This is a genomic window from Alicyclobacillus herbarius DSM 13609 (assembly GCF_000430585.1).
Classification (GTDB): domain Bacteria; phylum Bacillota; class Bacilli; order Alicyclobacillales; family Alicyclobacillaceae; genus Alicyclobacillus_G; species Alicyclobacillus_G herbarius.
On sequence record NZ_AUMH01000026.1, the window covers coordinates 1,484 to 27,637 of the forward strand.

At 56.9% G+C, this 26,154-nt stretch carries 17 protein-coding genes, 13 tRNA genes, 2 rRNA genes, 1 pseudogene and 1 riboswitch; of the genes and pseudogenes, 4 read left to right on the top strand and 29 right to left on the bottom strand.

Annotated features, from left to right (window positions below; translation table 11 throughout):
• Positions 1-390 precede the first annotated feature (390 nt).
• The 11 genes from H522_RS0114690 to H522_RS0114740 form a co-directional block, all read right to left on the bottom strand.
• Positions 391-465: transfer RNA gene (locus H522_RS0114690), tRNA-Thr, on the bottom strand.
• 3 nt (positions 466-468) lie between these two features.
• Positions 469-545, bottom strand: a tRNA-Met gene (locus H522_RS0114695).
• 3 nt (positions 546-548) lie between these two features.
• Positions 549-643, bottom strand: a tRNA-Ser gene (locus H522_RS0114700).
• Between the two features lie 222 nt (positions 644-865).
• Positions 866-2,035, bottom strand: coding sequence for an HAD family hydrolase (locus H522_RS0114705; protein WP_026962915.1), 1,170 nt, complete (start codon positions 2,033-2,035; stop codon positions 866-868).
• 19 nt (positions 2,036-2,054) lie between these two features.
• Positions 2,055-3,176 (bottom strand): 3-phosphoserine/phosphohydroxythreonine transaminase, encoded by a 1,122-nt coding sequence (serC, locus tag H522_RS0114710; RefSeq protein WP_035454254.1) that lies wholly within the window; start codon positions 3,174-3,176, stop codon positions 2,055-2,057.
• A gap of 63 nt (positions 3,177-3,239) precedes the next feature.
• Positions 3,240-4,823, bottom strand: coding sequence for a phosphoglycerate dehydrogenase (gene serA, locus H522_RS0114715; protein ID WP_026962917.1), 1,584 nt, complete (start codon positions 4,821-4,823; stop codon positions 3,240-3,242).
• A 58-nt stretch (positions 4,824-4,881) separates the two neighbouring features.
• Positions 4,882-4,963: riboswitch (ZMP/ZTP riboswitch) on the bottom strand.
• A gap of 230 nt (positions 4,964-5,193) precedes the next feature.
• Positions 5,194-6,438, bottom strand: coding sequence for an aspartate kinase (locus tag H522_RS0114720; protein WP_051344329.1), 1,245 nt, complete (start codon positions 6,436-6,438; stop codon positions 5,194-5,196).
• A 68-nt stretch (positions 6,439-6,506) separates the two neighbouring features.
• On the bottom strand, positions 6,507-7,901 hold the full coding sequence (gene argH, locus H522_RS0114725; protein ID WP_026962919.1) for an argininosuccinate lyase: 1,395 nt from the start codon (positions 7,899-7,901) through the stop codon (positions 6,507-6,509).
• On the bottom strand, positions 7,898-9,196 hold the full coding sequence (locus tag H522_RS19715) for an argininosuccinate synthase (protein WP_051344330.1): 1,299 nt from the start codon (positions 9,194-9,196) through the stop codon (positions 7,898-7,900). Before H522_RS19715 ends, argH begins: the two co-directional genes overlap by 4 nt.
• On the bottom strand, positions 9,193-10,167 hold the full coding sequence (gene argF, locus H522_RS0114735) for an ornithine carbamoyltransferase (RefSeq protein ID WP_081412183.1): 975 nt from the start codon (positions 10,165-10,167) through the stop codon (positions 9,193-9,195). Before argF ends, H522_RS19715 begins: the two co-directional genes overlap by 4 nt.
• 367 nt (positions 10,168-10,534) lie before the next feature.
• Entirely contained in the window at positions 10,535-15,142 is a 4,608-nt protein-coding gene (locus tag H522_RS0114740; protein ID WP_051344331.1) for a glutamate synthase-related protein, read from the bottom strand.
• 256 nt (positions 15,143-15,398) lie between these two features.
• Between H522_RS0114740 and H522_RS19720 the strand changes: the two genes are divergently transcribed.
• The gene (locus tag H522_RS19720) at positions 15,399-15,893 is read left to right on the top strand and encodes an N-acetyltransferase (protein WP_051344332.1); all 495 of its coding nucleotides are present in this window, start codon (positions 15,399-15,401) and stop codon (positions 15,891-15,893) included.
• Between the two features lie 84 nt (positions 15,894-15,977).
• On the opposite strand, the gene H522_RS0114750 is transcribed toward H522_RS19720, so the two are convergent.
• Genes H522_RS0114750 through argC form a run of 3 tightly spaced genes read right to left on the bottom strand, consistent with a single transcriptional unit; the run spans position 15,978 to position 19,016 of the window.
• Complete coding sequence (locus H522_RS0114750) at positions 15,978-17,132, bottom strand: aspartate aminotransferase family protein (RefSeq protein ID WP_051344333.1); 1,155 nt, start codon at positions 17,130-17,132, stop codon at positions 15,978-15,980.
• Between the two features lie 14 nt (positions 17,133-17,146).
• The gene (gene argB / locus H522_RS19725; RefSeq protein WP_051344334.1) at positions 17,147-17,941 is read right to left on the bottom strand and encodes an acetylglutamate kinase; all 795 of its coding nucleotides are present in this window, start codon (positions 17,939-17,941) and stop codon (positions 17,147-17,149) included.
• Positions 17,942-17,966: 25 nt separating this feature from the next.
• The gene (argC, locus tag H522_RS0114760; protein ID WP_026962923.1) at positions 17,967-19,016 is read right to left on the bottom strand and encodes an N-acetyl-gamma-glutamyl-phosphate reductase; all 1,050 of its coding nucleotides are present in this window, start codon (positions 19,014-19,016) and stop codon (positions 17,967-17,969) included.
• Positions 19,017-19,165: 149 nt separating this feature from the next.
• On the opposite strand from argC, the gene H522_RS19730 reads away from it, so the two are divergent.
• Both H522_RS19730 and H522_RS21605 read left to right on the top strand, forming a co-directional pair.
• Complete coding sequence (locus H522_RS19730) at positions 19,166-19,363, top strand: hypothetical protein (protein WP_035454257.1); 198 nt, start codon at positions 19,166-19,168, stop codon at positions 19,361-19,363.
• A 443-nt stretch (positions 19,364-19,806) separates the two neighbouring features.
• Positions 19,807-19,968, top strand: coding sequence for a hypothetical protein (locus tag H522_RS21605; RefSeq protein ID WP_155836470.1), 162 nt, complete (start codon positions 19,807-19,809; stop codon positions 19,966-19,968).
• Between the two features lie 100 nt (positions 19,969-20,068).
• Here the strand turns inward: H522_RS21605 and H522_RS0114780 are convergent.
• From H522_RS0114780 to H522_RS0114835, 12 genes are all read right to left on the bottom strand, one after another.
• Positions 20,069-20,143, bottom strand: a tRNA-Arg gene (locus H522_RS0114780).
• Between the two features lie 82 nt (positions 20,144-20,225).
• The gene (locus H522_RS0114785) at positions 20,226-21,800 is read right to left on the bottom strand and encodes an anthranilate synthase component I family protein (RefSeq protein ID WP_026962924.1); all 1,575 of its coding nucleotides are present in this window, start codon (positions 21,798-21,800) and stop codon (positions 20,226-20,228) included.
• A complete protein-coding gene (locus tag H522_RS0114790) occupies positions 21,797-22,399 on the bottom strand; it encodes an anthranilate synthase component II (RefSeq protein WP_026962925.1) in 603 nt (200 codons plus the stop codon). Before H522_RS0114790 ends, H522_RS0114785 begins: the two co-directional genes overlap by 4 nt.
• Positions 22,400-22,635: 236 nt before the next feature.
• Positions 22,636-22,712, bottom strand: a tRNA-Ile gene (locus H522_RS0114795).
• A gap of 3 nt (positions 22,713-22,715) precedes the next feature.
• Positions 22,716-22,792, bottom strand: a tRNA-Asp gene (locus tag H522_RS0114800).
• A gap of 4 nt (positions 22,793-22,796) precedes the next feature.
• Positions 22,797-22,872, bottom strand: a tRNA-Met gene (locus H522_RS0114805).
• A gap of 15 nt (positions 22,873-22,887) precedes the next feature.
• A tRNA-Val gene (locus H522_RS0114810) sits at positions 22,888-22,962 on the bottom strand.
• A tRNA-Glu gene (locus H522_RS0114815) sits at positions 22,963-23,037 on the bottom strand.
• Positions 23,038-23,089: 52 nt separating this feature from the next.
• Positions 23,090-23,164 (bottom strand) — tRNA-Asn (locus H522_RS0114820).
• A gap of 3 nt (positions 23,165-23,167) precedes the next feature.
• A tRNA-Ala gene (locus H522_RS0114825) sits at positions 23,168-23,243 on the bottom strand.
• Positions 23,244-23,247: 4 nt separating this feature from the next.
• Positions 23,248-23,330, bottom strand: a tRNA-Leu gene (locus H522_RS0114830).
• Positions 23,331-23,332: 2 nt separating this feature from the next.
• Positions 23,333-23,409, bottom strand: a tRNA-Arg gene (locus H522_RS0114835).
• Positions 23,410-23,670: 261 nt separating this feature from the next.
• Between H522_RS0114835 and mscL the strand changes: the two are divergent.
• Positions 23,671-24,114, top strand: a pseudogene (gene mscL, locus H522_RS19735) (large conductance mechanosensitive channel protein MscL); the annotation flags it as partial.
• 106 nt (positions 24,115-24,220) lie between these two features.
• Here mscL and H522_RS0114845 read toward each other — a convergent pair.
• From H522_RS0114845 to H522_RS0114855, 3 genes are all read right to left on the bottom strand, one after another.
• Positions 24,221-25,648: an NAD(P)/FAD-dependent oxidoreductase gene (locus tag H522_RS0114845; protein ID WP_026962926.1), complete on the bottom strand. Its 1,428-nt coding sequence runs from the start codon at positions 25,646-25,648 to the stop codon at positions 24,221-24,223.
• 246 nt (positions 25,649-25,894) lie between these two features.
• Positions 25,895-26,011 (bottom strand): 5S ribosomal RNA (gene rrf / locus H522_RS0114850).
• A gap of 55 nt (positions 26,012-26,066) precedes the next feature.
• Positions 26,067-26,154: ribosomal RNA gene (locus H522_RS0114855) — 23S ribosomal RNA — on the bottom strand; the annotation flags it as partial.

Sequence of the window (26,154 nt, forward strand, 5' to 3'; positions counted from 1 at the left end):
ACCTTGGACACGCAGACATCAGCCTGACGCTGAAGGTGTACAGCCACGTGTTCGCCGAGATGAAAGAGGAAGCTGCTCTGAAACTGCAGGACTGCCTCTTCAGCAAGTCGTCGTCCGTGGAGCGGGCACTGTGATCGACTCGGCCAACTTGCTCGGGAGCTCTTCGTCTGACACCCACTGACACCCACTGACACCCACTGACACCCACTGACACCCACTGACACCCACTGACACCCACTGACACCCACTGACACCCATTTGACACCCATTTGACACCCATTTGACACCCATTTGACACCCATTTGACACCCATTTGACACCCAAAACGCCGAGCGAGGCTCCGACAATTTCGGAGCCTCGCTCATTTTCCGCGCCGTTATGCGGTTTTTCTGGAGCCACCTGTCGGATTCGAACCGACGACCTGCTCATTACGAGTGAGCCGCTCTACCCCTGAGCCAAGGTGGCAAGTGGTGGCGGCGGGTGGATTCGAACCACCGACGCCACGGGTATGAACCGTGTGCTCTGACCAACTGAGCTACGCCGCCAACTGGCGGAGAGAGAGGGATTCGAACCCTCGAGGCGAGTTTAAGCCCGCCTACACGATTTCCAGTCGTGCTCCTTCGACCAACTCGGACATCTCTCCGTGCCGCTCGTTCGCAGGCTTCGGCCTGCGCGCGAACTTTATTCTATCACCATCCGCTCGTTTATGCAACCCGTTTGCGTCCGTCCAGAGGCGGCGAGAGCCCGGCAAGGCATACTTGGAACTCAGCAAGACGCGCCCCCGGCCTCTCACAAAGGCACCGCGGCAGTTCACCAAGGTCTCCCGAACATCTCGCCCCTTCCAGCGTCCCGCGATACCCCTTCCTCAGCGCTGGACGCCCTCCGGTTCCGTGGCCGTCTTAGCCAAAACCTGACGCAGTTCCAAAACGTCATTGAGGATATACGTGCATGAGAGGGTCGCGAACGACGAACGCGCAGCGGGCCCTTCCAGACCCGTCAGAACGGCCGCAAAGTCACAGCCCATGGCGTTGGCAGCAAGCGCATCAGCCACAGAATCCCCCACCACTAAAATTCGTCTTCCTTCTTCCGGCGGGAGGGGTAAGGCCGTGTCCAAGACAGCTGAAAAGTCGGCTGTGCCGAGATAACTGCGCAAATATGAGAATGGATTTGGCTTCGAAAGCGGGCCTGCCTCCGGTCGGACGGTTTGAGCTTCCAACACCTCGCTGGCCGTGGTGATGCGATTGGCATCAAACCGCGACAGCCAATCGTATGAACGAAGTGGAACTTCGGTCTCCAGGCGCGGTCTCCCTGTGGCGATTCCAGTTTGAATGCCCATGCTGACAATCTCGTCCAATAGCTGGCGAAAGGCATCCGGATCGACCACCGGTCGCTCTTGCTCAAGGTAACCCGTTTTCCCGGTTGCCTGTCCGTGCCACCCCGGCCCACCATAGGCCTCACCGAGATACCATTCCTGGAACACATCCTTGCCAAGGTCCCAGATGTCCTGCTCAGCATCCCCGACGAACGGCGACAAGACCCGCCGACACACCGCGAACATCTCATCTTTGCCTTGACAATCCGCGAACAAACGCGCATAGGCATGGAAGACTTCGCTAGATACGGTGGAACCTTGAGAGACCCTATGGCGTAGTCTTTCAATCAATCTGCGCCGCTGGTTCTGCCAATCCGAGTCGTCCGAAGCCGCTGTCTCTCGTTCGGGTTGTGGCTCGGGTACGATTCGTTCCGTAATCGCCGCCAGGGCGGCCACAAATTGCAGATACACCATGTCCCAGTTGGCGTTGATCCCGCGATTCTTGATAAAGCTCAAGAACTCGTCGTTTGCGAACACCTGCCTGCGAATCTGGCGGACGGACGCATCATCCAGGCGAACCGAAAACCCAGGCAGATTGGCAATTCTGAGGTTCAGATACTGGGGACTGGTCAACAGTTCATAAACGGCAAGGGAGGAAGCGTCAAAGTAACGCTCCTCACTCAGCATGACCCCGTCGATATCAAACAAGACCCAGTTGTACACGAAATTCCTCCTGTTCCACTCACCCACGGTGTTTCCGCGCGAAGTCGCGCATAAACTCACACAGGCGTGCGCATGCATCCAGATTGACCGCATTGTACAACGAAGCACGGCATCCACCGACCGAGCGATGGCCGCCCAGGCCCACCATGCCTGCCTGTTTGGCTGCGGCGACAAATTCGCGGGTGAGGTCTTCGTTCGCCAGGCGGAACGTCACATTCATCTGCGAGCGGACGGCCGGATCGACCACTCCCGTATAAAAACCGTCACTCGCATCAATCACAGTGTACAACATCTCGGCCTTCTTGCGGTTGCGTTCTGCGAGAGCGACAAGGCCTCCCTGTTCTTCCACCCACTCCAGTACCTTCTCCAGGGCATAGACCGCAAACACAGGCGGCGTGTTGTAGCGCGAATCGGCATCCGCGTGCGTCTTGTACGAGAGGATTTTCGGCAGGTGCACTCCCGGATTTTCTTCCAGCCAGGAGTCCTTCAGAATCACGACCGTCAGCCCAGCGACGCCCAGGTTCTTTTGAGCGCCGGCATACACCAGGTGATAGTCACGGATGGGCACTGGCCGAGATAGGATGTCGCTGGACATATCCACCACCACCGGCACGCCAGCGGGTGTCGGAATCACAGGCCACTGAGAACCCATGATGGTGTTATTGGACGTGAAGTGCAGGTAGGCGTCCGAATCCTCCACCTGAATCTCTGCTTCCTCGGGCAGGCGCCGATATCCCTCGTCCTTCGTGCTAGCGGCGACACGGACGGGCGCCACGCGCCCCGCCTCTTGGTACGCCTTCTCTGCCCAGGTCCCCGTCAGGACGTAGGCGCCCTTGCGCCCGGAGGAAATGAAGTTTTGCGCCACCATGGCAAATTGCAAACTGGCGCCACCCTGCAAAAACAACACCCGGTAATCCTCAGGAATTTGCAACAATCGGCGTAACCGTTCGACGGCCGCCGCCTGCAGGCGATTGTAGGCCTCGCTGCGGTGGCTTATCTCGAAAACAGACATCCCTGTCCCGGCATAGTTGAGCATTTCCTCCTGCATCCTCAACAGGACGCCCGTCGGCAGCGCAGCCGGACCGGCACCAAAATTGTCAACCCGGCCAAGGACCTTTTCTTGTGCGGTGGGTATAGCCATTATGCTTATCGCCCCTATCCTTATAAGCTGCATGAAAAGGTATACGGAAAGCTACACACTGATTTACAGGCTGATGGTGCTCACCTGTTGAATCCCAGGAATGCGGCTGATTTCCCCGATGACCGCATCGGGTACCACCTTGTCCACCGCCAACAACATCACGGCTTCGCCGCCCGACTCACGTCGTCCGACCTGCATGGATGCAATGTTGATGTCCGCCTCACCCAAGAGGGTGCCGATGCGTCCAATCATCCCCGGCTGGTCGACATGGCGAGTGAACAACATGCGCGGCTGTGGTTCCGCATCCAGTGGATACCCATCGATTTCGACCAGCCTAGGTCCGAGCCCGTTATAAATGGTACCGGCGACGGAATGCCGGATTCCGTCCACCGTCACGGCGACGGACAGCAAATTCGTGAACACCTTCGATTTAGTCTGACGCACCTCTCGTAGGGACAATCCGTCCATTTCCGCTAGGAAGCGTGCGTTGACGTAGTTGACCTCGTCCCCGTAACGACTGCTCAACAACCCCTTCAGCAAGGTCCGGCCAACAAAGTCGACAGCCACGTCTCCAAGTTCGCCGCCGTACGTAATTTCGAGATGGGACAACGCACCCGTATACAATTGCCCGGCCAACTCACCCAACTTCTCGCCAAGCGTGAGGTACGGACGCAGATGAGCCTCCTGTTCCGCGCTGAGGGCCGGTAGATTGACCGCGTTTTTGGCCGGTAGGCCGCGGAGGATGTCGGCGATTTCCGCCGCCACGGAAATGGCCACGTTGACTTGCGCCTCGACCGTGGAGGCCCCCAAATGCGGCGTTAAAACGACGTTCTCCATTTGCCGCAGCGGGTGATCGGCGGGCAGCGGCTCCGCTTCAAACACATCCAAGGCTGCCGCGGCGACCTTGCCTTCACGCAGCGCCTGGATGAGGGCCTGCTCGTCAATGACACCGCCCCGAGCGCAGTGGACAATCCGCACCCCCGGTTTCATCTTCGCAAACTGCTCCGCACTCAGCAGATGACGGGTATCTCGCGTCAGCGGGGTATGAATGGTCAGGAAATCGGCCTGAGCCAACGCATCATCCAGCGACAGACTGGTGATTCCCAGCTCCTGCGCCCGTTCGCGGCTGAGGAACGGATCGTAACAAACCACGTTCATATTGAACGCCTGCGCTCGCTTCGCAACTTCGCGTCCAATTCGTCCCAATCCCACGATGGCCAACGTTTTTCCCGACACTTCGACCCCAACGTAGCCCTTCCGGTCCCACCGTCCTTCACGCATCGACTGATGCGCATCCGGAATACGGCGAGCCATGGACATCAGCATCGCAAACGTATGTTCACACGCCGAAATGGTGTTCCCATCCGGCGCGTTGATGACGACCACACCGCGGCGCGTCGCCGCATCTACATCAATGTTGTCGACGCCGACCCCAGCTCGTCCGACAACTTTCAACTGCGCCGCGGCCTCCAAGACGCGGGCCGTCACCTTGGTTTGCGAACGGACAATCAACGCATCCGCATCCACGATGGCCCGGCACAGCTCGTCCTCAGACATACCTGTCTGAACCTCGACGCGAACGCCAGGAAGCTCCCGTAACTGCTGCAGGCCAACCTCAGCCACATCGTCGGCAACCAGCACCTTCATTCGTCTCTCTCCCTCCCAAACTCGAAAACAGCCGTCTGAACACTCCTAATAGTCGCGATTAGGGTGCCCAGGCGGCCGGCGTGTTCGTATCGCACTCCTCTGAGGTACCCCTCTCTGATCCGCCAGTCATGCGATACGGTCTCGTCTATTAGGTTTTCTTTAAAAATACAGATGTGTCGTGGCTCGTGTCAATCCCTTGCCAAAATGAAACCGGTTTCTAGTCTCTGTTGCCCTCAACATTCGCCAGACCGGCGATAGGGACACCACCGGTCTGGTGTCCCAGATAATCTCCATCCGTTCGACCCCGTCGAGCACCTTATCGGAATGCGACGAAAGCTCCTCATCCACCCAGCCCGGAGGTCGATGGTGGTTAGACGGGCTGTTCTGATACGCCAACGCTTGCATGAACCTCCTCGAGAAACACCTCATGCAGCCGATTTGCGGCCAAGTCCAACTTATCCCCAGGAATGATACACGACACCTTGATTTCCGACGTACTGACCATCTTCAACGGAATGTCCTCGGACGCCAAGGTCTGAAACATCGTCGCCGCCACGCCCGGGTTGCTGATCATCCCGGCCCCGACAATCGACACCTTCGCCAACCCGGTCTCACACACTACATCCTGGAAACCAAGCGTCGTTTGCAGGCCCTGCACAAATTCCACGGCCAATTCGGCATCGCCTTCCTTGACCGTGAACGATACGTCCACCTTTTCAGCGGAGACGACACTCTGCACAATGACGTCGACGTTGATATTGGCATCCGCCAGCGTAGAAAATACCGTCGCAATGCCGTGCCTATTCAGCGGCACCCCAATGACCGCCACCCGCGCGACTTGGCGTTCAAAGGCGACCCCGGTCACCAGCTGCTGCGTCTCCAAACCTTGCACCGTCTCCACCACCTGTGTTCCCTCTTCCTCTGAAAAACTGGACCGGACGACGAGTTGGACCCCGTACTTTTTCGCATTTTCCACCGCCCGCGGGTGCAAGACCTGGGCACCAAGATGCGCCAACTCCAACATCTCGTCATAAGAAATTTGGCTTAATTTTTTGGCCCCTGGTACCACTCGCGGATCAGACGTATAGACGCCGTCCACATCCGTATAGATTTCGCAAAGGTCGGCCTGCAAAACAGCCGCCACTGCTACGGCTGTCGTATCGGAACCGCCACGGCCCAAGGTCGTCACGTCCGTCCCGGCTATCCCCTGAAATCCCGTGATGACTGGGACAATTCCCTGGTTCAGAGCCGTCCTTAGAGGTTCCGGCTGAATCTCCGTCATGCGCGCCGATCCATGAACCGCTTCGGTTTGAATCCCCGCCTGCCAGCCGGAAAACGAGCGAGCCACCAAACCACGCTTCTGCAATGCCATGGCTAACAACGCCGCGGACACCTGTTCACCGGTTGCGAGCAAGGCATCCAATTCACGTGCGTCAGGCCGTTCCGTCACCGCAAGAGCCAAACTCAGCAGGTCATCCGTGGTGTCTCCCATCGCCGAAACCACAACGGCACAACGGTGGCCCGCAGCCACGGTCTTGGCCACCCGATCCGCGACCGCCTCAATGCGCTCCACACTTCCGACGGACGTACCGCCGTACTTTTGCACAATCAACAAAATTCTCCACTCCCTGTGGTAAGGCGCAGCTATCTAGTTTTCTTCATCTAGCACTTTACTGGAATCCGTTATCCCTGACAAGAGGCCGCCGACTGCGCGAGTCGTTCCTTCGCGTAACGAATCTGCTGCAACACGGCTTCATGCCCTGTGCCCCCACGGACCGCACGAGCGGAAACTATCTTATCGATGCGGATGACGTCGTAAATGTCCGGATCGAAATATGGGGATTCCCTTTGATACTCCTCAAACGGCAGGGTCGTCAAGTTTTTCCCTTGCTGAACCGCCGACAGGACCAATCGTCCCACAATCGCGTGGGCTTCTCGGAACGGGACCCCCTTGCGAACCAAATAATCTGCAACATCCGTCGCGTTGGAAAAGTCTCGCGCCAGAGCCGCCTCAATCCGATCCGTACGGACGCGCAGGCTCTCTATCATGCCTGAAAACAGGGTCAAGGCGGGAATGACGGTGTCGAAGGCGTCAAAGATTCCCTCTTTGTCCTCCTGCAGGTCTTTGTTGTAGGCCAACGGCAAGCCCTTTAGGACCGTCAGCATCCCCATCAGATGACCATACACGCGCCCTGTCTTCCCGCGCACCAGCTCGGGGACGTCCGGATTTTTCTTTTGGGGCATCATGCTGGAGCCGGTGCAGTAGGCGTCCGCCAACTCAATAAAGCCAAACTCCTCGCTGCTCCAAAGAATGAATTCTTCCGAGAGCCGCGATAAATGCATCATCAGGATGCTGCAGGCACTCAGACACTCGACGATGTAATCCCGATCTGACACAGCGTCCAACGAGTTTTCGTATAGTTGGCTAAACCCGAGTTCCGCCGCGACTGCCTCTCGCTCTACTGGAAACGAGGTCCCGGCCAGAGCCCCCGCGCCCAGTGGCATCATATCGGTACGCCGCAGTGCATCCTGAAACCGGGCCAGGTCTCGCTCCAACATCCAAAAATAGGCCAGCAAGTGGTGGGATAAGAGTACCGGCTGTGCCCGCTGCAGATGGGTGTAGCCCGGAATGATGACGCCGAAGTGCCGCTCGCTGGCTTCGAGAAGAGTATGTTGCAGAGTCTGAATCCCACTGACAATCGTCTGTATACCTTCCTTCACGTATAGGTGCATGTCCAACGCAACCTGGTCATTGCGGCTGCGGCCCGTGTGAAGTTTCCCTGCAACCGGACCGAGGCGCTCATGTAACAAACGTTCGACATTCATATGAATGTCTTCGTCTTCGACCCGAAACTCGACGCGCCCCTGCCGGATTTCCTCCAACAACGCCGACAAGCCCATAATCAAACGGTCGGCATCATCCCGAGGGATGATACCGGCCGTTCCGAGCATGCGGGCGTGGGCGATGCTTCCCCGAATGTCAACCTCTGCCAGACGTTGGTCAAAACCGATGGACGCAGTGTACGTTTCAACCAGTTGATTCGTGTCTTCCGTAAATCGCCCACCCCACAGCTTCATCCAGCGACCTCCCCGACCAAACTCGCCGCGTTTGTGCTTTCGGACGCATTCGCATCCTTCTCAATCGCCGAGACCTGCACGTTCTCCAATGCCTGAGATGGTTCGCTATGATGCACACCCGCATGTACCGTCGTCGGCATCCCCCAAAGTTCGATAAAGCCAACCGCCGCCTGGTGGTCGAACGCATCTCCCGTCGAGTAGGTGGCGAGATCGTGCCGATACAAGGAATATGGAGACTTCCGACCAACCACCTGAAAACCGCCCTTGTACAGCTTCACGCGCACGTCCCCAGTGACCGCCTGCTGCGTTTCCCGGATAAACGCATCCAAGGCCTGTTTGAGTGGCGAAAACCAAAGTCCGTTGTAAATCAGCTTACTGTACTCCAGTTCAACCCCAGCCTTGTATTGGGCCACTTCCCGTGTCAAGGTCAGCGACTCTAACTCTCTGTGTGCGTGAACCAACACCAACCCCGCCGGGGATTCGTACACCTCGCGCGACTTAATCCCAACCAGTCGATTTTCCACGTGGTCAATGCGACCCACGCCGTGACGCCCTGCAATCCGATTCAGGCGCCAGATTAATTCTCCGAGTTGCAACACTTCCCCGTTGAGCGCAACCGGTACCCCTTCGTCAAACGAGATCTCCACATATTCCGGCTCATCCGGAGCCTGCTCTGGGCTGACCGTCCACAGAAACGCGTCCTCCGGCGCCTCCGCCCACGGGTCTTCCAAGACGCCGCACTCAATCGCCCGCCCCCACAAGTTCGCATCAATGCTGTATGGACTATCCAGCGTGATGGGGATGGGAATTCCATGTTCCTTGGCAAACGCGATTTCTTCATCCCGAGTCCACTTCCATTCCCGAACCGGAGCAATGACCTTCAAGTCGGGATTCAACGCCTTCACGGAGACCTCAAACCGCACCTGGTCATTCCCTTTTCCCGTGCATCCATGCGCGACCGCCTCCGCGCCCTCGGCCGCAGCCACCTCCACCAGCAACTGCGAAATCAGCGGCCGCGACAGCGCCGAAGCCAACGGATACTTCCCTTCGTACAGGGCGTTCGCCTGAAGGGCCGGGAGGATAAACTGAGACGCATACCGCTCCACGGCGTTAATCCGATATGATTTCACGGCACCGACCTGCACCGCCTTCTGCTGCACAAAGTCCAAGTCGTTGCCCTCACCCACATCCACACACATGGCCACTACATCGTAGCCGTATTTCTCTTTCAACCACGCGATGGCGCACGACGTATCCAATCCACCCGAATAGGCTAAGACCAATTTTTTCGTCATTCGTTGATCTCCTCCCCGAATGCACCGGCATCAGCCATCAAGGCAGCCAGCACCGCTTTTTGTGTATGCAGGCGATTCTCTGCTTCATCAAATACGACCGCGTGTTCGCCGTCAATAATCTCAGCTGTCACTTCCTCCCCGCGATGGGCAGGCAGACAATGCAGGAACAGGTAGTTTGGACTGGCGTGCCGCACCAACTCCGCGTTCACCTGGTATCCTTCAAATACCATACGGCGAAACTCGGCCTCTTCCTCGTCGCCCATGCTCGCCCAAACATCGGTGATGATGACATCCGCCCCAGTCACCGCCCGCACCGGGTCTGTGGTCACCAGGACCTGCGAATGATTGGCCACGGCGTCCTTCTTCGCCTGCTCAATGATGGTCTGATTCGGCCCGTACCCAGGCGGTGTTGCCACCCGGATGTTCATGCCCAGTTTCGGCGCCAACTGCAGCCAGGAATGCGCCATGTTATTCCCGTCACCCACGAAAGCCACGGTCACCCCCTGCATGCGCCCGGTGTGTTCATAAATCGTCAAGGCGTCCGCCAGAGCCTGGCAAGGGTGGTGGTCATCCGTCAGGCCATTGATGACAGGAACTGTCGCATACTCGGCCAACTTTTCCACCATCGAATGAGAAAACGTACGTATCATAATCCCGTCGACATACCGGGAAAGAACGCGGGCTGTGTCCTCAATCGGCTCGCCCCGCCCCATCTGCGTCGATTGACTTGGAACGAACAGAGCATGCCCGCCTAATTGCGCCATCCCCACCTCAAAGGAAATCCGCGTTCGCGTCGACGCCTTGTCAAAGATGAGCGCCAGCGACTGCCCTGCCAACACAGCGTGCGGAAACCGGGACTTTTGAGCTTCCTTCAACAGCAATGAAAGCTTGAGCAAGGCGTGCACATCTTCACTGGTGTATGCGCTGAAATCCAGCAAGTCTCGCCCTCGCAATCGCTGGTGGGCGGCCATCAACGCTGTCTGCAAGCGGACCGACAGATATCCGTCGCCCAGTGGTTCGATTCCTTGCCCCAGACCGATTGGGCTCAACTCCCTCTTCCAAGCGTACACCGTGCATTCCCCTTCCTCGCGATGTTGTTTCCGCACTGCGTCGAGCCTTGCGGTTCCTCGCACATCAACGAATCCATTCACGAATCAACATATGTATCATTATACGCATATATGTATATATATCAAGAGCGAACGCAAAAAAATTCCACAGTACGGATGTTCATACAGACCACTCGGAGGAACGCGCCTCTGGGCGCGCTACAAAAGGAAAGGGGCAGCAAGGCTGCCCCCTTTATGCTCGAACTGCAGCAGAGAAAGGACGCTATGGTCATTCCGTAGCAATGCTTTGGTCGGTAATGTCTTTGCCCGGGCGAATCATCAAAAAGTGCTCTTTGGGTCTCATCAGGAGAGGTACCAGCTTCTTGGCCTCCTCAGTCTGACCACTCTCCCGCAACTCCTTGTGGTACACCAGGAGCAGGTCAGTCACATCCGTTTCCCCCTGAGCATCCAAGGGTTGTAAAACGACCTTGGCCCCTTTGGCAATACGCCGGCGTATCGCGTCTTCCGTCAGCCCAACCGCCGGGTTGTGCCGAACATAGACCGAACCGCCGGTCATACCCGCACACAGCCACGGGCCTGGGTCACCCAGGACCACGGCACGCCCTGCCGTCATGTACTCGAATCCAAACCCCTTGATGTTGGCACGCGTGGCGATGTCGCCTTGCGTATCGTCGAGCGGCTCTGTGACTTCACCGCCGATGACGATATCCGCGCCGGACAACCGAATACCGGCCCGAGCGTCGGCATGGTTTTGCACGATGAAGACACCGTGCTGAGCCCCGTAGGCAAGCCCCTTACCGACAGAGCCACCCAACCACCGGCCATCGGGCCCTTGTTGCTTAAGAACGACGATGCGTCCACCAAACGCACCCTTGCCCACGCCGTCCTGGGCTCCCCCGTATGCAACCGAGTGCATGCCAGCCATGTGATAGGCTGCGAATCCGTTCCCAGCCACAAACGGATACTCGACCGTACGCCGTCCCTCGACCGCGCCGTGCGTACGCACCGCCTCGCCGCTCTCATACGTGGACAACACACGCGGTGCTTCGACCACCAACTCCGCTTGCTCGGGATTCACCAAGGTCAACTGACCGCGGCGACCTTGGCCACCACGTCCGACCGGATACCCTAAGGTCGCTTGGGTCTCCTCGCCGACCGCAATGGCCAGTGGGGTATCCACTTCTACAAATTCCTCGGCGAACGCCGTTCGAGCCTGCGGTTGAATCTTGGTACCTAAGCCCAGATACTGACGATTTATCCGAGTCAATTCCGTCAGGTCCAGGTTGTCAAACGCAGAGCACTGTTCCAACAAGTCGCTGCGCCCCACCAAATCTTGCGTCCGTTTCGCGCCCAATTGATGCGTCAAGCGACGAACGTGTTCTCCGACCGCTGTGAAGAACCGTACCAGGTGTTCCACCGCTGCCTCGAACTCGCGCGGACTAAACGACTTTACGCCCTTTTCCGCAGCCTCTTCGAGGCTGGTCATCTGAGTGGCGATTCCCACGTGGCACGTATCCTTGTGGCAGGCACGGCAAGCGGTACAGCCAATGGCCACCATCGCCATCGTGCCAAAGCCCACACGGTTCGCGCCCAGCAAAATTGCCTTCATGACATCCGTACCCGACTTCATACCACCGTCGGCCCAAATTTCTGCGCGATCCCGCAGACCACTCGCACAGAGGGCCTCGTGCACCCGTTTGACCCCAATCTCCATCGGCAAGCCCACGTGACGAATCGCGTGCGAGCGGGCCGCGCCCGTGCCGCCATCAAACCCGCTCAGCTCGACAATGTCGGCCCCCGCCTTCACGATGCCGACCGCGATGGTTCCGATATTCGGAACGACCGGGACCTTGACTGCAACCTTGGCCAACGGATTGATGGTCTTGAGCTCGTGGATCACCTGAGCCAAATCTTCGATGGAATAAATATCGTGATTGTTCGACGGTGAAATGAGGTCCACGCCGGGGGAAGCGTTGCGGGCATTGGCGACCTGTTCCGTTACCTTGGACCCAGGCAGGTGTCCGCCCTCACCCGGCTTCGCGCCTTGGCCAATCTTGATTTCCAACACGTATGCGTTGTTGCACAAACGGGCGTTGACCCCAAACCGTCCGGAAGCGATTTGCCGTCCCCGGTTGCGCGGGTACTTGTCAAGCAGGTCCTTAATCTCGCCGCCTTCCCCGTTCATCCCGACAATATTCAAGCGATAGGCAGCTTCCGCGTATGCCCGATAGACCGTCTCGCCTTGCGAACCAAACGACATAGAGCTGATGAGAATCGGATACGCATGCCCGTCAATGGTCGTATCCACATCTTCTACGCGGCTTGCCCGCTCCAGACCACTCTCCGGTTGGTCGACGAAGCGCAGGGCGTGGCGCAAATTGATGGGATGATCCCGTTCGAATTCCTGCAATTTGTCATGGAACGATTCATAATCAGCCAGTCCCATGCCCACTAAACCGGCTGACTTCCAGATTCTTGGATAGAGCTGGAAGGCTTTCCGCCTGCGAGTCTTACCATCTTCGGCGTCGTACAGTTCCTGCCGCTGCTTGGCCTCGGCTTCCATCTGTGCAAAACCGTAGCCGGCCGTTTCACCGCCGCAGAAGTTCGGAACCCCCAGAATTTCGGCCACCTCGGGCGCCAATCCAATGGCACCGAATAATCGCTCATATCCGCGTAGTTCATGAATGCCAATCGTGGAGATGACCTTTTCAATCCCTTTGCAGAGAGCGTGATACAGGTTTTCCACTCCCTGCAATCCGCTGCGCTCCGCCGCAACTTCCCACATCAGATACGGGTTGACAGCATCCGCGCCGAGGCCAATCGCGCACATAATATCGTGCAAATTCCGCAATCCGCCGCTGCGCAGGATGAGGCTGCAGCGTCGACGCAGGTGTTCTCCGCGACCGCTGGCCGCAGGCCGCAGAAGTGATTTGTGAACCGCAGCCACAACCAGGAACGGATCGATATATTGGCCGCGCCGGAACTGCGTACGGTCGTCCAGCACAATCACGTTGGCGCCGGCCTGGACAGCCTCCAAGGCCTCGTGGTGGAACCGCTGCAGGGCCTGCTCAATCGTTTCCCCATCTTGACGGTGAATCAAAATTTCGGCCGTTCCATTCACGCTGGTGCGCAGCGCCGCCAACACGTTTTCATAACACAACGTGCCAAGGCGATGGGACAGAACCTGGAGTTCCTCCTGGTCGATGCCGAGTCGATCTGGCAGTGTCTCCAGCAAGAGCGGGGATTGTACTTCAATCCGCGGTGCATCCTGGTAGTCCCCGGCTAACGAAGGGCGACGCCCCAGAACACAGCGGGTGCTAAAGTGTTCCACCTCGCGCTCGCGGTCGATGGCCGGGTTGGTGACGACGGCCACGGTCTCCTGTAGGAAGTCCGAAACCGAACGGGGACCTTCGTCCAGCGCGGGCAGGGGGCCATCATACCCTAAGGATTTAATCGGCTCGGCTCCGGTTTGCGTTTCAAACTCCAGCCACTTAAAGTCGTCTTCCCGCCAACCGTGCGCCGCGGTCCGTGCAGGCAACGGCTTCGCATCCGCGGGGCGAGCACCGACGTCGGCGTCTTCCTGGTAGGGAGCCGTAAAGTGCACGCTCTTCCCCGCGCCCAGGAAGCTGTAACGAGTCCTCATCTGCTCGAAGACCTCTCGCCTTAAAGCGCCGTGTCGGAACAAGCGCACCCCGTCGCGAGACATCTTCACTCCGACCTTCTCGCCCGGGGCTAGTGGGAGCGGATCGGCAATCCAATGCAGACGCGGAATGATGCCTTGTTCCGAACTGAAACAGTAGGCCTCTTCCGTCTCGACGAGCCACATCGGCCGCAGTCCCAACGCATCGACGGAAAACACCGCTTCGTCGGCAAAACGGGTCATGATGGCCGCCGGTCCTTGCGCAAACGGACCCCACATGGAACGGAAATACATATACATATCCGCCAAGTCATGGGGCAGGTGCTTGATTTCATTCAGAATTGGCGGGAACAAGAGTTCCATTGCCGAGAACAAGCTCCACCCTTTCTCGGCTACGAGGTGATGCAGCACGCTGTCAACCATCTGCGAGTCACTGAACGCAGGGTCGATCTGAATCCCCATCATGGAGCCTTCTTCAAAGAAACGGGCAATGGTGTTGATCTCCCCGTTATGCCCCAATAAAGCAAACGGCTGAACGCGCGAAGGGCTCGTCGTTGTATTGGTCGAAAACCGCGTGTGGCCCAGCACAAATGAGGATTCGCAGTTGGGATCCGCCAGGTCGTCGAAGACTCGGACGAGATCATCCGCGTCCCCAACCACCTTATAGACCACGGAGCGACGACTGAGGGACAGAACGTGCACCCCATCGAGAGCCTCGAGTTCCACGGTCAGCCGGTAGCAATCGGCATCCGTGACCGAGACTCCCAAGCCGGCAATCTGCAGAAACGCCGGACGATAAGGTGGTTGTTCAGGGTATTCGTCAGGCACCGCATCATGGCACCTGGAAAGCAACGGAGCGATACCCGAGTCTTCCAACTTTGATTGAACTATTTGCGCGAGACGCTCCAGTTCGGCGCCATCTGCCTCCAGGAAAAAGTGTCCCACCACAAAATGTTCATCGTAAACCCACTGCGCATCGCGGCCGGCAGCGGCAAGCCGACGCCGCCACAATGCACGAGGGATGTCCAGTAACAAACCGCACCCGTCACCGCGCCCGTCCACATAACCAGCTCGGTGACGCAGTGCCTTGAGCGCCTCCAGTCCAGCCTGCACTGGTTTTTTGCTGGGTTCCCCCGTCTTTTCGATGCGCGCAAAAATTCCGCATGCATCGTGCTCCCGATGGACATTCATAGTCAAAGCGTTCAAGTCCAACTGCGTCACTTCCTTTCCTTCCATTGCCTCGCCTCAATTGGGCGGTTCTCTTTTTTCGGCCGGGCCAGGGTGCGTGACGTCTCTCCACTCCGTCCCCGCATGCTACAAGCGACGGCCTCCGACAGGATACTTACGACCTTCAGCACACTGTGAAAACCATAGATTAAATATACAACATATTGCATAATGATTCTATATCGTGTTATAAAATTTAGGTACTCATCGGATACGTCATGGCAGCGTCCGCGCGCAGTCCGAACATCAGAAAGGGTGATCTCCCGTGCTCATACGCAAAGCAACCGTTGACGATGTGCCGGCCATGCACCGGCTGATTAATCACTTTGCACGCGAAGGACTGATGCTCCCCCGCACGGAGAAATCCCTGTATGAAAATCTCCAATGCTTCGCGGTCGCGGAATGGTCAGGGCAGGTCATCGGAACGGCGGGTCTGCATATTCTGTGGAAAGACCTCGCGGAAATCCGGTCACTCGCTGTCGATCCTGAAAAACATAGCCAAGGTATTGGACGTCAACTGGTCGAATTCCTGCTTGAACAAGCTGCCATTCTTCGTATCGAACAGGTGCTGTCGCTTACGTATCAAACTGCATTTTTCGACAAACTGGGGTTTCACATCGTGGCGAAGGAGACGCTGCCGCACAAAATTTGGACGGATTGTATCTATTGCCGGAAATTCCACCAATGTGACGAGACGGCTATGCTTTATTATACCGAAGTGCGTAGAAAATTCAACACAGAGAAGCTTGTACATGCGTAAAATCTGTTTCCGGGCAACCTTATTCCATCACTCGGCCAATCGGGGACGCATGGTTGACCTACGCTCCCGATTGGCCGGCTTGTTTCATTCTGTAATCGTTGCGATGCGCTCCATAAATTCATCGACATGACGGCGGCCAAGAATGAGCGGTGGAACTAACCGAATCCGGTTGGGCCCAACCGCCGTCACCAAGACACCGGCCGACAACGCGGATTGCGCGAATTTTTTCGCGTCCGAGACGGTGAATCCCCACATCAATCCACGCCCAGAGACCTCTTCAAACCGCTCCTTCAGGCGACTTTCTAAATAGGCACCCACCTCATTGACGTGGTCGAGGAAGGATGGCTCTAACACGCGGTCTAGCACCGCGTTCGCCGCAGCCATCGCGAGTGGGTTGCCGCCGAAGGTCGACCCGTGTGATCCGGGCGTAAACGCCTCCGCAACCGATCGCCGCGCCAAGACCGCCCCAACGGGAACCCCATTGGCCAACCCTTTGGCCATGGTGACAATATCCGGTTTGAGTCCAATCTGTTCAAAGGCAAAGAAGGTCCCGGTTCGACCCACGCCGGTTTGCACCTCGTCGACAATGAGCAGTGCCCCGGTCTCTCGACAGCGGTCCTGGATGGCCTGCAGCAAATCGACCGGCAACACGCGTAATCCGCCCTCTCCTTGAATCACTTCGACAATGCACGCGGCCGTATCTGGCTGGATGGTGTCCAGAACCCCCGCGAGATCGGCCGCAGTCCGGCAGGCCGGGACGAGCGGCGTATAGCCTTCGTGATAAACAGGTTTTGGTGTGACCGACAAGGCGCCCAGCGTACGTCCGTGAAATCCCCCCGGCAGAGAGACAATGACATTCTTCTCGCGAAAACCTCTTTGCCAAGCACTGCGGCGAGCCAGCTTAATCGCGGCTTCATTGGCTTCGGCGCCAGAATTGCAAAAAAACACTTGGTCCAAGCCAGAACACTCCGCCAAACGGGCCGCGAGTTTCTCCCGCAGCGGGTGCCCATATAGATTCGAACAGTGAACCAGGGTTTCGGCCTGGTCTTGAATCGCGCGAGTCACGTCCGGATCGGCATGCCCGAGGTTACACACGGCAATCCCGGCCGTAAAATCGAGATACGACCGACCCTCGCTGTCGTACAGGTAGACCCCTTGCCCGCGCACGACGGTTATCGGGGGTTGTCCGTAATTCCCCATCAGGGATGTTATTGGCGCCTGACTTACCACGTCTGTCATAGTCCCCACCTCGTTCAAGATGCACGCACCCGCGTGCCGTACTCGCTGTTCCACGCGACGTTCGCTGGATAAATCACGGCGGCCTCCGCCGCGTCGCGAGCGTTGCCCTGCAGCACGAAACCGCTCGACACGCCAGCGGTAAGCGCGTCACAAATCGCACGGACTTTCGGGATCATGCCGGATTGAAAACAGCCTTGCTCCGTCAACTGCCGTAATTCCGGTACTGTGGTGTCCACCAGCCTGTCGCCGGCTGTAAAATCGCGAAAGATACCCGCTACATCGGTGAAAAACAAGATCCGCTCGGCCCCAATCCGTGCGGCCACCGCCGCCGCAGCGGAATCGGCGTTTACGTTATAGCGGCGCCCCTTGTCATCCACTGCGACCGGGGCTAGAACCGGCACCTCACCGCGCTTCGTCGCCTCGTACAGTTTCTCCGCTTGCACGGTGCGAACCCGCCCCGTGCGCTCAAGCCCTGGCCACGGTTCGGCATACAGGATGCCGTCTGATCCCGCGATGCCACATGCACTCACTCCCTGCCCACGCAGCGCTTCGACCAACTGCGGATTCACCTCATGCACGAGCACCTGTTCCACAACGTGCATGGCCTCTGGCGTCGTCAAGCGCTGGCCATCGACAAACGGCTGCTCAATCCCTTGTTCATGCAACCGTTGACTGATTCGCGGCCCGCCACCGTGCACCACGATGACCTGACGCCCTTGCCGCAATGAACGTTGAATCGCCGCGACCACCACATCAGCATGCGCGCCCTGGAGCGAGCCGCCGACTTTGAGAATCACCCACGAAGACAAACTTCCACCTCCTGGCCACCTCTCGTTATGGATAGACCGGCAATCCGGCAAGTCCCTCAGTTTCGACAAAGCCATAGATAACGTTGAAATTTTGTACCGCTTGACCTGCTGCGCCTTTCTGCAGGTTATCAATCACAGAGAACACCTGGAGCGTACCGGTCCTCTCATCCACGCGATAACCAATGTGACAACGATTACTGGCCCGGACGTGTTTCAACTGAGGAAAGTCCCCCGGCTCGTGCACCGTGATGAACGGTTCATCTCGATACGCGTCCAGCAAGACCGCGTATACGTCGGCATCACGTAGCGGCGCCTTGGGTTTCAGGTATGCCGTAACAAAAATTCCTCTTACACACGCGAGAAGCTGAGTGGTCAACAGGAGTTGACCTGCAAACCCCACCCGGGCCAGCTGCGTTTCAATTTCTGGCGTATGCTGGTGTTGCCCCACCTTATACGCGTAGAAATTCTCCGACAACTCGGCCAGCATCGAGCTGGTCGTGGCTTTCCTCCCTGCACCGGAGACGCCCGATTTGGCATCCACGACAACAGGTTCATCCCGTTGAATGAGGCCGCTTCTCATCAGCGGCAGTAAAGGCAACAGGACAGCCGTCGCATAACACCCCGGGTTGGCGACAAGCCTTGCTTCACGGAGCGCCTCACGATTCCACTCCGTTAAACCGTAGACGGCGTTCGCCAAGAGGGTGTCCCCGACCGCTTCACGTTTGTACCATTGCTCATACAAGTCGCGGGGCAAGCGCAAGTCCCCAGACAAATCGATGGCAATCCGTCCTGCCTGCCACAGTTCCCCCGCGATGGCGCCGGATCGACCGGAAGGCAACGCCACAAAGACCACTTCACACCGTTCCACGGCATCCTCCCGGCAGTATGGCTCTATGGTTAAGTCCGTGAACCCGGGCAAATAGGGATGTTCTGCCGAGACTGCCCGTGTTTCCTGGTGGTTGCCCGCAACGTACGTGAGACTGACACGTGGATGCTGCGCCAAAAGCCGCATCAGCTCGACGCCGGAATACCCTGTGGCCCCCACGATACCGACTCGAACCTTGTTCTCCTTCATTCGGCATATTCATCCCCATTCATGCATTTATATGCAGAATACCACAAGGGACGCCAGTCTGACCAGTCATTTAAGAATTCCACGAATGTCCGTGGCACCGGACAGATGTCCCATCATTAGATCTGGCATCTCGAAAGGAGGAGTCACTGATGTATGGCGTATTTGGCGGATACACACGTTGGGCGGTTGTGTTTCTCATCATATTCGTGTTGTTCTTCTTGTTTGTCCCAGCTTCCGGGACCTACACGACCGGTGCGGGTACAACCGTTGCCAGTTACTACGGAATGGACGGCTTACACTACACCACTTGGGATGGCGGCTACGATCTTGAAAGCTCCAGCCCGTAAGCTTCAACCGGGCGAATACCGCGTCCCAGAAAGACACCTCCGCATACGATTCAATATCTAAAACATGAGGAGGGAAATGCGGTGTACGGAGTCTTCGGCGGCTATACGCGTTGGGCGGTTGTGTTTCTCATCATCTTTGTTCTGTTCATCCTGCTGGTGCCGTACAGCGTCACTACCTGCACCACCACCCCTGTAGGCTGAGTCGTCCATCTGACGCCTCTCGACACACTCATGACCAGGCGCCCAAAAGAGGCGCCTTTTTCACGTTCAAGCGACACTTGTGTCCGTTTTATGACAGGGATTTACGATCGATCCCGTTCGACAATCTTCGCTCTCGTCACAATGCGGCGCTTGTGATTGAATAGACAAGTGTGTGGCAGGCGTCCCCTGGATGTCAATACCAGCCTGACAGACGAATCTCAAAATGTGACGGAGAGATCCCAGTGAACGAACCGACCATTTTAAATGCCATCTGCCAAGAGTGCGGCTCTTACGGATCGCAAAAATGCCCATTGTGTATTGTGGAAATTCAGCGGCAAAAGCTTGTCGTAGCGGCGATGATGAAACAACTGGCCCAAAACGGGGTGCTTCGACGGAGTGGATAAGGAAACAGGGGCAACAAAAGCACAGGACGTACACAAGGTGTACGTCTTTGAATACGGAAAACAGGACACCCAAGTGAGGATGCCCTGTTTTCATTGTATATGGTGCGCCTACCAGGATTCGAACCTGGGCACCCGGTTCCGGAGACCGGTGCTCTATCCCCTGAGCTATAGGCGCAAGCGACGGTATTAAATATAGCATGCATCGTTGGTTTTTGCAAGCCATCCACCGCCAAACTTGCGCCTCTTCGCACGCTTTTTTACCGACTCGCCTGTAAGCTCTGCGGATCACGCGTCAGAACGTCCACCATGGCTCCAGCTTTACGCCCGGTCTCGCGCCATTCTTCCTCCGGAATGCTATCTGCCACGATGCCTGCCCCGACCTGAATATGGTACTGGCCATTCCATTCGACCACACTACGGATGAAGATGGCCAAATTCGCGTTGCCCGCAAAGTCGACAATTCCAATCATGCCTCCGTATGGTCCGCGTGCCAATGTTTCCAGCTCATCGATAATCTCCATGGCTCGGATCTTAGGAGCCCCGGAGAGGGTACCTGCAGGAAACGTGGCGAGCAACGCGTGAAAAATGCTTACGTCGGGACGAATGCGCCCACGCACCGTGGAAACGAGATGGAAAAGGTGAGAGTAAGCCTCGACGTCCATGAGTTTGCTGACGGTTACACTCCCGACTTCGCATACACGTCCCAGGTCGTTCCGGCACAAATCCACGAGCATGACGTGTTCCGCCCGTTCCTTTTCGTCAGTCAGGAGGTCTTGACGAAGCTGATGGTCCTCCTCGGGCGTCTTGCCGCGTCCCTTGGAGGTTCCAGCAATTGGCTTCATCTCCGCCCAGCGATGCATGGCACGAAATTGTACCTCTGGGCTCGTCCCAAACAGCCGATAAGACGGGTACTCGACCATGAACATGTACGGGGACGGGTTTAACCGCCGCAGCAAGTCATAGGCCACGTAGTGATGGACCTTTTTGTCGATCCGCACACGCCTCGAAGGGACTACCTGGAATATATCGCCAGCGCGAATGTAATCGACCGCCTTGCGAACCGCCGCTTCATATTCTGGCTGCGACATGTCCTCGTAAACCGTCGGGGACTGCGACGTCTGGTTCTCCATCGATTGCCCTGGATGGACGACAAAACGTTCGGCGACAAACCGCGGCGGATTTTCAACCCATCCGCGTACACGCGCGCGCAGCCACTCCAGCGACCGGCTCAAGTCCGTAAACGCCTCAGGATGCAAGACGGAACGGAGGTCGCCTAGGCATTCAAATACGGTCATGTCCCCATCTTTAAACCTCAACATGGCGGCGTGCCACTGAAAACGAACATCCGGCAGTTCGCGATCATCCACGACAGTGCAAGGAATACACTCCAGATAACGAACCGCCTCGTAGCCCACATACCCCAGCAACCCGCTGGAAAACGGAACATCCGGATGAAACGTCGCCAAGCGGGTGATTTCTGACCGAATCGCATCCAGCAGCTCCATCACGTCCGCTGGGCGATACGAGGCGGCTTCCGCCGGAAGTACCGAAACTGCTAGCGGCGCAGAGACCGGCTCCGACTGGTACCCGCGCTGACCGAGACGCTCCACCATCAACTCCAACAATCCCGAGCGGGCCAACACATCCACACGTCCGTTCTTCGACTGAATCTCTAGTAAAGGCAGGGCTCCCAGCAGACTCATGTCGTACCGGCTGTCCGCTTCGGCTCCCCCATCGAGAAGGAAGGTTTGACCCTCCCCGAAGTGTTGACAGAGATCCACGTATGCGGAAAACGGATCGACCGACATCGTCGTGAAGGTGAACGCGTTCACGCCTTCCCCACCTCACTCAACTGGGGGGCGCGGGCCACACCCGCCATGGCCAGGAAGTTCCCCAATATCGTCTTTCCGTTCTGGGTTAAAATGGATTCTGGATGAAATTGCACACCAAGGGCCCCGGATGGTTCGTGCCGTAATCCCATGATGATATCCTCCGCCCACGCCGTCACAGTGAATTCGGATGGTAGGGTATCCTTATCTACAATCAGGGAGTGGTAACGCGTCGCAACAAAAGGATTGGGGACATCTTTGAAGAGCGGATCGCCATTATGCGTAATTTTCGACGTTTTACCGTGTCTCACTTGCGGGGCACGAACGATCCGTCCGCCGAACGCTGCTGCCAATGACTGGTGTCCCAAACAAACCCCCAGGACTGGAATCCGGCCAGCGAAAAACGAAATCGCCTCAATGGATACTCCCGCTTCCTTCGGGGAACAAGGCCCTGGGGAGACCACCAAGGCGCTCGGACGCAAGGACATCAAACGCGACAAAGATTCATGGTTCCGCAAAACCACGACATCCGCGCCGAGCTCACCTAGGTATTGAACAAGGTTGAAGGTAAATGAATCGTAGTTGTCAATGACCAGAACCACAGGTCTTCCTCCCCTCATCTCAGAGCCGTGTCCATAAAAAAATCACAGCCGGAGCTGTGCATGCGTACGAACGGTCCCAGCGTACATTCCGCCAGGAAACACCGGTACAGACGCGGCTCAACTCACCTCAGCTCATCTCCCCACAAGCTTAACCGCTCGACCGGATTCCTGTCAATAAACGTTCACGATATAAGCAAACTCCATAATAAAAAAAGAGCCCTATCCCGGACTCCGCTTGGTGGGCCTAAGAGGACTTGAACCTCTGACCTCACGATTATCAGTCGTGCGCTCTAGCCAGCTGAGCTATAGGCCCTAGTGGCGGAGCTGACGGGATTCGAACCCGCGTTCTCCTGCGTGACAGGCAGGCATGTTAGGCCTCTACACCACAGCTCCACTTTGGTTGCGGGGGCAGGACTTGAACCTGCGACCTTCGGGTTATGAGCCCGACGAGCTGCCAACTGCTCCACCCCGCGTTGATATAGAGATGATGGTGGGCGGTGGCAGGATCGAACTGCCGACCCCTCGCGTGTGAAGCGAGTGCTCTCCCGCTGAGCTAACCGCCCTGGTGACCCCAGGGGGACTCGAACCCCCGTTACCGCCGTGAAAGGGCGGTGTCTTAACCGCTTGACCATGGGGCCTTTATCGAAATGCCCGAACCCACTGACTTGTTCGGCACGCCAAATCAAAACCTGGCTCCCCGAGTAGGATTCGAACCTACGACCCTCCGGTTAACAGCCGGATGCTCTACCGCTGAGCTATCGAGGAATGTGGTGGAGCTAAGCGGATTCGAACCGCTGGCCTCTAGAGTGCGATTCTAGCGCTCTCCCAACTGAGCTATAGCCCCACGTTGGTGCCGAAGGCCGGACTCGAACCGGCACGGTTTCCCGCACGATTTTGAGTCGTGTGCGTCTGCCAATTCCGCCACTTCGGCACTGGCGTGCCCGGAGAGATTCGAACTCCCGACCTCTTGATTCGTAGTCAAGCACTCTATCCAGCTGAGCTACGGGCACTTACCTTTGTTGCGCGACTCTTTTACTATACATCAGTTCGAGTCGGATTGCAAGTTCTTTTGTGTCTCGCCGTTCGGGTGATTGCTCCGTTCGGTGAGCACATCAATTTTATAACACAAGCCACCTCTAAGATGCAAGAGGTAGGATTAAATCCGCAATTGCCCTCCGATTCCGTCATTGATCCCTACATTCCGCGTGACTCATACAAGCCCGCAGCATCCTCATAAGATGGATAAGGAACCAGGAAGGGAGTGGGTTTTCATGTGGGATGACTTTAAACGCTTTATGACCAGTCCCAATGTCCTCGATTGGGCCGTGGGTGTCGCGATTGGCACCGCCTTTGGCAAAATCATCGATTCCTTGGTGAACGACATTATTACGCCGCCAATTGGCCTGCTGTTGGGCAAGGTCGATTTTCGAGATTTATTTATCGACCTTACCGGAGGTCATTACCACAGCCTCCCTGCAGCCCAAGCAGCAGGGGCGGCTACTATCAATTACGGTACATTCATCAACACAGTGCTGAATTTCATCCTAGTCTCCATCATTGTTTTCGTCCTGGTCCGACAGCTCAATCGGATGGTACGCCCGGTTCCTTCCCCATCCGAAACCAAGCCCTGTCCGTATTGCGCCTCAGAGATTCCGCTTCAGGCCGTTCGCTGCCCGTGTTGCACATCCAATTTGGAAACCGCTCTCCTTCCCGAATCCAGTCACGTACGACGCCGGGAGGGCCCCCGGGTTGTCGTTGGAAGAGAGGTTTCGGTATCTGCATCGCATGACTATCTCCGTTCGTCCTCGGTGTATCGCCGGTCTACAACCTCGAAATGATGTTCCGAGCGGCATACACCCCGCTGCTGGCCGCCTGAGAGATACCGCGCGAAATTCCCGGACCATCTCCCGCACAGTACAGGCCGTCAACCTTCGTCTGCAAGGTTTCATCGACCTCTGCACGTGAAGCATAAAATTTTGCCTCCACTCCATAAAACAGGGTATGGTCGCTGGCGATGCCGGGGGTGACGTGGTCCAAAGCCTCAATCATTTCTTGCAGCGCCACCATGGTTTTGTAGGGTAATACCAGGCCTAAATCCCCTGGCACAGCTTCTTTCAACGTGGGTTCAATAAAGCCTTCCCGGATGCGCTCTGGCGTACTTCTCCGCCCCTTTAAGATATCCCCATAACGCTGGACAATAATCGATCCGTTGGATAGTTCGTTGGCGTGCCGACAAATCTGTTTGGCGAATTCATTAGGACGGTCAAATGGTTCCGTAAAGCGGTGGCTGACCAACAAGGCAAAATTCGTGTTTTCACTTCCCAGGGAAGGGTCTTTATAGGCGTGTCCATTGGCTGCCATGACCCCAGTATGGTTTTCGACCACTACATGCCCGGACGGGTTGCTGCAGAACGTCCGCACACGAAGTCCTGTGGAAGGGGAATTAAATATGAACTTCCCTTCATAGAGATGCTCATTGATTTCCTGCATCACAACATTCGACGTCTCGACGCGGACCCCAATGTCTACTTGATTGTTCCTCATGCGTAGATTGTGACGCCGAAACCGCTCCGACAACCAGGTCGATCCGTCCCTGCCTGGCGCTGCGAGCACAAACCGTGCGGATATCCTTTCTCCGTCGCGCAAACATACCCCTTGAATACGACCATCCTCAATCCAAAAGTCATCCACGAACGTACGGAATCTCAGGTCAATCCGCTCGGCAAGATAGGCAAAAATGCTGTTCATCAACTCTAGGTTCTTATCGGTGCCAATGTGACGAACGCGAGCCCGCAACAGTTTTAAGCCGGCGGCAATGGCCCTTCGTTCGATGTCCGCTACGGCAGGCGTCGTTGGGTCCGTAATGGTGTCCGGAGCTCCGTGGCGGAGATTGATATCATCCACGTAATGGATGAGTTTTAGGACTTCACTGGCAGGCAAGTATTCCGTCAGGTAGCCCCCGAATTCCGACGTAATATTAAATTTCCCGTCGCTAAAGCTACCAGCTCCACCAGCCCCGTTGATAACACCGCAAGCCGGCCAACAGCTTGCGTAAGTCTTGATTTTATTCGCCGGTGGGCATTTTTCGATTTTTCCCTCCATAATCGGGCAGTGACGGTACTTTGCCTCTACCCCTTTGTCAATCAGGAGCACCTTTGCGTGAGGCGATTTCAAGGTAAATTCATAAGCCGCGTACAAGCCGCCCGGGCCTGCACCAACAATAATCACATCGTATTGTGAATTGGACATGATGAAACCTCCCTGATGCGTGCACAGATAATCTATACCCACACGTACTCCCGCCGAGGCACAACCACGAACATTCTTTTCAACACGGAATAAAATGTTCGCCGCCTCTTCATTATACGCTGTCATGAGCTCGAAAGGTCAAGTATGGACGAGCAGCGCGGAGCAGTTCCCTCAGGCACACAAAAAAAAGCACCCCGAGATGAGTCCTGCTCACCTCAGGGTGCTTTCTTTCGGTGTCCTTCCCTCGCCTGGCAACGTCCTACTTTCCCAGGAGCTCCCGCTCCAAGTATCATCGGCGCTGGAGGGCTTAACGGTCGTGTTCGGTATGGGTACGCGTGGGTCCCCTCCGCCATCGTCACCAGACACCTTCTCACCTTGACACCGACATAGCGAAGTCCTCTCTCCTGCCACCGACCACCTGGTGAAGCCCTCGACCGATTCGTATCCGTCCGCTCCACGCGTCACCACGCTTCCACGCCGGACCGATCTACCTCGTCTTCTTCAAG